The organism is Inquilinus sp., assembly GCF_039594555.1.
Lineage (GTDB): Bacteria > Pseudomonadota > Alphaproteobacteria > DSM-16000 > Inquilinaceae > Inquilinus.
In genome coordinates this window covers 1-7543 of record NZ_JBCNNF010000339.1, presented here as the reverse complement: position 1 = coordinate 7543, position 7543 = coordinate 1, and the positions used below count along the sequence as shown (strand labels likewise).

Annotated in this window: 8 protein-coding genes; 1 reads left to right on the top strand and 7 read right to left on the bottom strand. The window is 68.7% G+C overall.

Features of this window, described 5'->3' with window-relative positions; translation table 11 throughout:
* The 7 genes from ABDW35_RS27600 to ABDW35_RS27570 all read right to left on the bottom strand — a co-directional run.
* A partial coding sequence (locus ABDW35_RS27600) for a peptide chain release factor 3 (protein ID WP_343717066.1) occupies nt 1–1153 on the bottom strand: 1153 nt, incomplete at its 3' end.
* Nucleotides 1154–1236: 83 nt separating this feature from the next.
* Nucleotides 1237–3306, bottom strand: coding sequence for a M3 family metallopeptidase (locus tag ABDW35_RS27595; RefSeq protein ID WP_343717065.1), 2070 nt, complete (start codon nt 3304–3306; stop codon nt 1237–1239).
* 56 nt (nt 3307–3362) lie between these two features.
* Nucleotides 3363–3701 carry a DUF1491 family protein gene (locus tag ABDW35_RS27590; protein ID WP_343717064.1) on the bottom strand — a complete coding sequence of 113 codons (339 nt, stop codon included), beginning with the start codon at nt 3699–3701 and terminating at the stop codon, nt 3363–3365.
* Nucleotides 3702–3762: 61 nt separating this feature from the next.
* A complete protein-coding gene (locus ABDW35_RS27585; RefSeq protein WP_343717063.1) occupies nt 3763–4089 on the bottom strand; it encodes a hypothetical protein in 327 nt (108 codons plus the stop codon).
* 98 nt (nt 4090–4187) lie between these two features.
* Nucleotides 4188–5414, bottom strand: a complete 1227-nt coding sequence (locus ABDW35_RS27580; RefSeq protein WP_343717062.1) for an SGNH/GDSL hydrolase family protein — start codon at nt 5412–5414, stop codon at nt 4188–4190.
* 147 nt (nt 5415–5561) lie between these two features.
* A complete protein-coding gene (locus ABDW35_RS27575; protein WP_343717061.1) occupies nt 5562–5894 on the bottom strand; it encodes a hypothetical protein in 333 nt (110 codons plus the stop codon).
* Between the two features lie 97 nt (nt 5895–5991).
* A complete protein-coding gene (locus ABDW35_RS27570) occupies nt 5992–6981 on the bottom strand; it encodes a zinc-dependent alcohol dehydrogenase family protein (RefSeq protein ID WP_343717060.1) in 990 nt (329 codons plus the stop codon).
* Nucleotides 6982–7081: 100 nt separating this feature from the next.
* On the opposite strand from ABDW35_RS27570, the gene ABDW35_RS27565 reads away from it, so the two are divergent.
* Nucleotides 7082–7543, top strand: a 462-nt coding sequence (locus tag ABDW35_RS27565; RefSeq protein ID WP_343717059.1) for a LysR family transcriptional regulator, incomplete at its 3' end; no start/stop codon positions are given.

The following is a 7543-nucleotide window of genomic DNA, read 5'->3' as shown; positions in this document are numbered from 1 at the left end:
GCAGATCCTCGCCCTCGGTCAGCGCGTCGCCGATGCGCAGGTTGCCGTGGTTGGGGATGCCGACGATGTCGCCGGCCCAGGCCTCCTCCGCCAGCTCGCGGTCCTGGGCCAGGAACAGCACCGGGTTGTGCATGTTCATCACCTTGCCGGAGCGGACATGCTTCAGCTTCATGCCGCGCTTGAAATGGCCGGAGGCGAGGCGGACGAAGGCGATGCGGTCGCGGTGCTTCGGATCCATGTTGGCCTGGATCTTGAACACGAAGGCCGAGACGTTGTCCTCCTCCGGGTCGACCAGCCGGTCCGCGGTCGGCTGCGGCCGGGGCGAGGGGGCCAGGGCTCCGATGCCGTCCAAGAGCTCGCGTACGCCGAAATTGTTGACCGCGGAGCCGAAGAACACCGGCGTCAGATGGCCCTCGCGGAACATCTCCAGATCGAAATCCGGGCACAGGCCGCGCGCCATCTCCACCTGCTCGCGCAGCGTCGCCACGGCGTCCGCCGGCAGCAGCGCGTCCAGCTTCGGGTCGTCCAGCCCGGTGCAGGTCTCGCCCTCCTCGGGCAGGGCGCCCTTGGAGCCCTTGGCCATCAGCACCAGCCGGTCGTGGAACAGATCGTAGCAGCCCAGGAAGCCGCGGCCGCTGCCGATCGGCCAGGTCGCCGGGGTGACGTGCAGCTGCAGCTCCTGCTCGATCTGGTCGAGCAGCTCGAAGGGATCGCGGCTCTCACGGTCCATCTTGTTGATGAAGGTCGTGATCGGCACGTTCCGCATGCGGCAGACCTCGAACAGCTTCCGGGTCTGGTCCTCGATGCCCTTGGCGGCGTCGATCACCATCACCGCGCTGTCGACCGCCGTCAGCGTGCGGTAGGTGTCCTCCGAGAAATCCTCGTGGCCCGGCGTGTCCAGCAGGTTGAAGGTGTGGCCGTCATAGTCATAGGTCATCACCGAGGCGGTGACCGAGATGCCGCGCTCCCGCTCCACCTTCATCCAGTCCGACCGGGCGCGGCGCTGTTCGCCGCGAGCCTTGACGGCGCCGGCCATCTGGATGGCGCCGCCGAACAGCAGCAGCTTCTCGGTCAGCGTGGTCTTGCCGGCGTCCGGGTGGGCGATGATCGCGAAAGTGCGGCGGCGGTCGATCGGGTCGATGTTCTCAGGCATGGCGGGGACAGTCATACAATGCAAAAGCAGGCCGCGCGACGGCGGCCTGCCAAAAACGGGCGGAAAACGGGAAAGCCCCGGGGCTACATCAGCCCGTCCCGCCGCAGCAGCGCATCCGGGTCCGGCTCGCGGCCGCGGAAGCGCTTGTACAGCTCCATCGGATGCTCGGTGCCGCCGCGCTCCAGCACGTTCTCCTTGAAGCTCTTCGCTGTCTCCGGGTCGAACAGGCCCTTCTCGCGGAACAGCTCGAAGGCATCGGCGTCCAGCACCTCGGCCCATTTGTAGCTGTAGTAGCCGGCGGCGTAGCCACCGCCGAAGATATGGCTGAAGCCGGAGGAGGTGTTGGCCTCCGGGATCGGCGGCAGCACCTGGGCGCGGGCGGTGGCGGCGCGCTCGAACTCCGGCACCGAGCCGATCGTGGTCGGGTCGCCGTCGTGCCAGGCCATGTCGAGCATGGCGAAGGACGTCTGGCGCAGGGACTGCCAGCCGGCCATGAAGCGGGCGCTGTCGCGGATCTTCTGCACCAGGTCGGCCGGCATCGGCTCTCCGGTCCGGTAGTGCCGGGCGAACAGGTCCAGCCCGTCCTTCTCCTGCACCCAGTTCTCGAAGATCTGCGACGGCAGCTCGACGAAATCCCAGTAGACGTTGGTGCCGCCCAGCGACCGGTAGGTACAGCGCGACAGCAGGCCGTGCAGGGCGTGGCCCATCTCGTGGAAGAAGGTCCGGACCTCGTCATAGGAGAGGAGCGAGGGCCGGTCCGCCGTCGGCTTGGTGAAGTTGCAGACGATGGCGACATGCGGCCGCTTGATGCCGTCGCTGTACAGGCCCTGGTCGCGATAGGTGGTCATCCAGGCGCCGTTGCGCTTCGAGGCGCGCGGGAAGAAGTCGGCATAGAACAGGCCGACATAGCGGTCCTCGGCCTCGTCATAGACCTCGTAAGCCTTCACATCCGGGTGCCAGACCGGATAGGCGTCCGACGGGCGGAACACCAGGCCGTACAGCCGGCGGCAATGCTCGAACACGCCGTCGATCACCTGCTGCAGCGGGAAATAGGGCCGCAGCGCCTCCTCGTCGAAATCGAAGCGGTGCTGCTTCAGCTTCTCGGAATAGTAGCCGACGTCCCAGGGCTGCAGCGGCTCGGGGCCGCCCAGCGATCTGGCGTGCGCCTGGATGTCGGCCAGGTCGCGCTCCGCCGCCGGCTTCGACGCCGCCAGCAGCCGGTCGAGGAAGGCGTGCACGGAAGCCGGCGTCTCCGCCATGCGCTTTTCCAGCACGAAGGCGGCATGGGTCGGATAGCCCAGCAGCTTGGCGCGCTGGAAGCGCAGCGCCGCGATCTCCTGGACCAGCGGCTGGTTGTCGAACTCACCGCCGAAGGCGCGGGCGTTGAAGGCGCGCCACATCGTCTCGCGCAACTCGCGGCGGTCGGCATAGGTCATGAACGGGACGTAGCTCGGGGCGTCGAGCGTGAACACCCAGGCATCGGCCCGGTCGCGCTCTTCCGCCGCCAGCTTCGCCGCCTTGACCGCGCCCTCGGGCAGGCCGGCAAGGTCGGCCTCGTCCTCGATCCAAAGGGTGAAGGCGTTGGTGGCCTTCAGCACATTGTGCTGAAAGTCCGGCGTCAGCTTGGCCAGCCGCTCGTCGATCGACCGCAACTCGCCCTTCTCATTGTCCGACAGCAGGGCGCCGTTGCGGACGAAGCCGCTATAGGTGTCGTCCAGCAGCCGCGCCTTCTCGCCGGACAGGCCGAGGCCGTTCCGCTTGTCCCACACCGCCTTGACCCGGGCGAAGACGCGCGGATCGAGCGAGACGTCGGAGGAGAAATTGGCGCTCTTCGCGCCGAAATCGGCCGCCAGCGCCTGCAGCTCGTCCGACGTCTTGGCCGAGAGCTGGTTGTAGAAGACGGAGGAGACGCGGTCGACCTCCTGGCCCGCCTGCTCCAGCGCCACGATGGTGTTCTCGAAATCCGGCGCCGCCGGGTTGGCCAGAATCTCCTCGATCCGACCCTTGGCCTCGGCGATCGCATGATCCAGCGCCGGCAGGTAATGCGCGACCTCGATGCGGTCGAACGGCACCGCCTGGTCCTGCAACGGCGAGGGCGCGACCAGCGGGTTGTCGGCGAGGGCGGCGGTGCTGTCGGTGGCGTGCGAGTCCATGCGGCCGGCGGTGTCCATTGGCTGGCGGGCGGGGCAGGGCGGTGAGGCCCGGTCTGTCAGAGGACCTTGCCCTCGAAAGGGTGCCGGCCCTCGCGATCCTCGATCTCGACCACCCACAGGTCGGGATCGCGCTGGACCGCACGGGCAATATAGGCATCGGCTTCGGCCTCTGCCAGGACCTCGCCGCCCTTGGCGGGCAGCCATGCGAGGGCGCCGTCCAGGTCGCGCGACTGGCTCAGCACCCGGCAGCCTTCCCGGCCCAGGTTCAGCTTCAGGATCAGCAGGCCGGCGCGCGGGTCGCCCTTGCGGACGACATAGGCCGGAATGGCGTCCTGCCCCAGCCGGCGCAGATGCGCCTGGATCCAGATATCGGTCGGAAGACGGTCGCTGCTCATGGGGCCGGGTATAGCAGAAATCATCCGCCGCCCGGCCCTTCTGATCGGGCCGATATCGCTGTTAGAGGACGAACCGGTAGAGGCCGAGCGACTGCACGACCTGGAGGGCGCAGACCAGCCCGGCCAGGATCGCCAGGATGGTCCGCGGCCACCAGCGCGGCTGGCGGCCGTACGACCTATCGTCGCGCAGCATCTTGAAGACCATGACCAGGCCTGCGATGGCCAGGATCACGCCCAGCAGGTTCAGGCTCGAATCCTGCACCACCTGGCCGTTGACGGTCGTGGTCTGCGACATGCCCACGAACAGCCAGAGAGGCAGGATGCCCAGCAGCATGGCGATCAGCGGCTGCCGCAGCCTGTGCCACAGGCTCGGTTGTATCGAATTCACGATGATTTCCCCCATTGCTTGCGCTGCACGTCATCTGTCAGGGGAAAACCGGCAGAAATCGGACCGTCCTGCGGCAAGAAGCGGGGATGGGGCTGACCCTAGCGGAACAGCCCCAGATCCACCGAATTCGCCATCGCCTCATAGCCTGCAGCGTTCGGGTGCAGGTGGTCGCCGACGTCGAACTCCGCCTTCAGCTTCGACGGCTGGGCGGGGTCGCGGACCACGGAGTCGAAATCGATCACCGCGTCGCAGCCCTTGCCGGTGCGGATCCACTGGTTCACCGCCTGGCGCTTGGCCTCGCCCTCGGCGCTGTAGTAGTGGGCGAAGACCGTGTCCTCATAGGGCGTCAGCGTGGCGCAATAGGCCTTCAGCCCGGCGGCATGGGCCCGGGCCACGATCTGGCGCAGCCCGCCGATGATCTGCTCGGCCGACACCGCCTGCTCGGGCAGGCCGGCGGAGCCGGAATGGCCGATGTCGTTGATGCCCTCCATGATCACCACCCAGCGCACGCCGGGCACCGACAGCACGTCGCGGTCGAAGCGCGACAGCGCGCTGGGGCCGAACAGCTGCTCCGGCAGGTCGTGCAGCACGCGGTTGCCGCTGATGCCGGAATTGACCACGCCGACGGCCGGGCCGCCGGCCTTGGACAGGCGCTCCGCCAGGATGTCGGGCCAGCGGCGATTGGCGTCGGTGCCCGAGCCGTAGCCGTCGGTGATCGAATCGCCGAGGGTCACCACCGTGCCGCCCTGAGCCGCCACCTCGACCCGCGACAGCATAAAGCGCATGGTCGAGTCGGTCGCCTCCGGCAACGTGGCCGCCGCCGTGTTGTCGCCGGCCAGCGAGACCCAGGCGGTCTGCACGCCCAGCGGATGCACGACCGACGGGCCGGTCCAGCGCGGCACGAACAGGCTGATGGCGAGGCTGTCGAGCGGCGAGACCGCGAGGTCGACCGGGTCGGAGATCGCCGGCGCGCCGGGCGGCACGGTGATCGCCGTGGCGCCGCCGAAGGTCAGCGGCTTGCTGCTGGCCGGGTCGATCGAGCCGGCGTCCTTGCCGGGCCGGGCGATGGTGGCGGCGCCGATCACCAGCGGCTGGGTGCCGGTCTCGTTGGTGAAGCGCACCCGCACCTGGCTGCCGCCGGCGCTGATCCGCACCAGCTGGCGGACGGTGGCGTTGCTCAGCTCCGGCCCCACCGGGAAGGCCGGGCTGGCGCCCCAGCTGCCGATCCAGCTGTCCTGCGCCACGGCGGCGCCGGGACCGGCCAGGGCGGCCAACAGGAATGCGGCGGCCAGCCAAGGCCGGCCGATGGCGTTGCGTCGGATCATTCGGCTTCCCTCCCGCTCTCGCCGGATCTGCGCCGGCGCTGGAAGTATGAGGAACAGAAGCCTGCCGGGACAAGGCCGGGCGGAAACGAACGCGGGCGTGGGGAAGGCCCCACGCCCGGCGATCCGTCCCCCCAACCGCTCCGATGGTCAGCGGAAGCGCCGCAGCGCCGCCACCTGGTGCGAGGCGTCCTCGCCATCGGCCAGCTTCTCCAGCAGGCCCGAAAGGCGGTCCATCTCCTGCCGGGTCAGGGGTGTGGTGCCCATCGGCCCAGTATAGGTCTCGCGCCGCCGGTCGATCGGCAGGTTCATCGACTTCCAGCAGGCGATCGCACCGGTGGCCGAATCACGGGCCAGGAAGTTGCAGCCGCTGCGGAAGTAATCCGCCTCCCAGGGATCAAGGGGTTGGTCCAGGCGCTGCAGGTAGCGGCGGGCCCAGTCGATGGTCGTCCGGGTGGGCGGAGGTTGTTCGATAGTGCGCATGATCAGTCCCCGAATTGATCCTTGGCATCGGTCGATATCGAGGAAAACGTTAGATCCTTGCGCGTTAATGAAACGTGATTGTGCGGATCACGAAGCCTCAGACCGTGATCACGATCTTGCCGATCTGCTGGTTGGATTCGAGGTAGCGGGTCGCTTCGACGATCTGGTCCAGCGGGAAGACGCGATCGATCACCGGCTTCAGCGACCCGTCGGCCAGCCCCTCAGTGATGAAGCGCTTGGCACGGTCGAAGCGGGCCGGGTCGGACACGATCTCCTTGTACTGGTAGCCGCGGACCGCCAGCGCTTTGACCAGGGCCGGGAACAGCGGGAAGGGCGTCGGCTCGGGGCTCAGCGCGCCATACTCGATCAGGATGCCGCCATGGCCTAGCGCCTCGGCCAGCGCGTTCACGCCCGGGCCGGCGACCGGGTCGAACACCGCCCGAACTCCGGCCCCGGCAGTGATGGCCTGGGCGCGGGCGGCCAGGTCCTCCTCCTCGGTCACGATGACATGGGCGGCGCCGGCATCGCGCAGCGCCGCGGCCTTGGCGGCGGTGCGGGTGGCGGCGATCGAGACGGCGCCGATCCGGTTGGCGATCTGGATCGCGGCCAGGCCGACGCTGCTGGAAGCGGCGTTGATCAGCACCGCATCACCGCGGCCGAGGCCGGCGATCTCGATCAGCGCGCCATAGGCGGTGACGTATTGCATCCAGACGGCGGCGGCCTCGGTCCAGGACAGGCTGGCCGGATGCTTCACCGTCACCTCGGCCGGGACATTGGCGACCTCGCCATAGGTGCCCCAGCGGGTGATCGACAGCGGCGGCACGATGCTGACCGCGTCGCCGACGGCGAAGCCGGTGACGCCTGGGCCCAGCGCCTCGACCACGCCGGCGGCCTCATAGCCCAGCCGGGCCGGGAAATTCGGCGACTCCGGATAGTAGCCGGTGCGGAACATCGATTCGGCACGGTTCAGGCCGATCGCCTTGACCCGCAGGCGGATCTCGCCGGGGCCGGGCGGCGGCACCTCGACCTCGTCGATGCGAAGGACCTCGGGGCCGCCGAGTTCGTGGATGCGGACGATGCGGGCCATGTCGGGCTCCTGTGAACGGGACGCCCTCCGATATGATTGCTTTCCGGTTCGTGATAAATGTGCCTTTTGTGACGATAGTCGAAACCAATGGTTTCCAGTCATGGACCGCCTGACCAGCATGGCCGTGTTCGTCCGGGCCGTCGAAGCGGGGTCCTTCGCCGCCGCAGCCGAGGCGCTGGGCCTGTCGGCGCCGATGGTGGGCAAGCATGTGCGCTTCCTGGAGGATCGCCTCGGCGCCCGGCTGCTGGCCCGCACCACGCGGCGGCAGAGCCTGACCGAGGTCGGCCGCGCCTTCTACGAGCGCTGCCGCAACGTGCTGGCCGAGGCCGAGGCGGCGGAGGCGCTGGCCGAGGATCTGCGCGCCGTGCCGCGCGGGCGGCTGCGGGTGAATGCGCCGGTGACCTTCGGCGCGCATGAGCTGATGCCGATGGTGGCCGGCTATCTCCGCGCCCATCCCGAGGTCAGCCTCGAGCTGACGTTGAGCGATCGCATCGTCGACCTGGTGGAGGAGGGGTACGAGGCGGTGATCCGGATCGCACCGCTGCCCGATTCCAGCCTGATC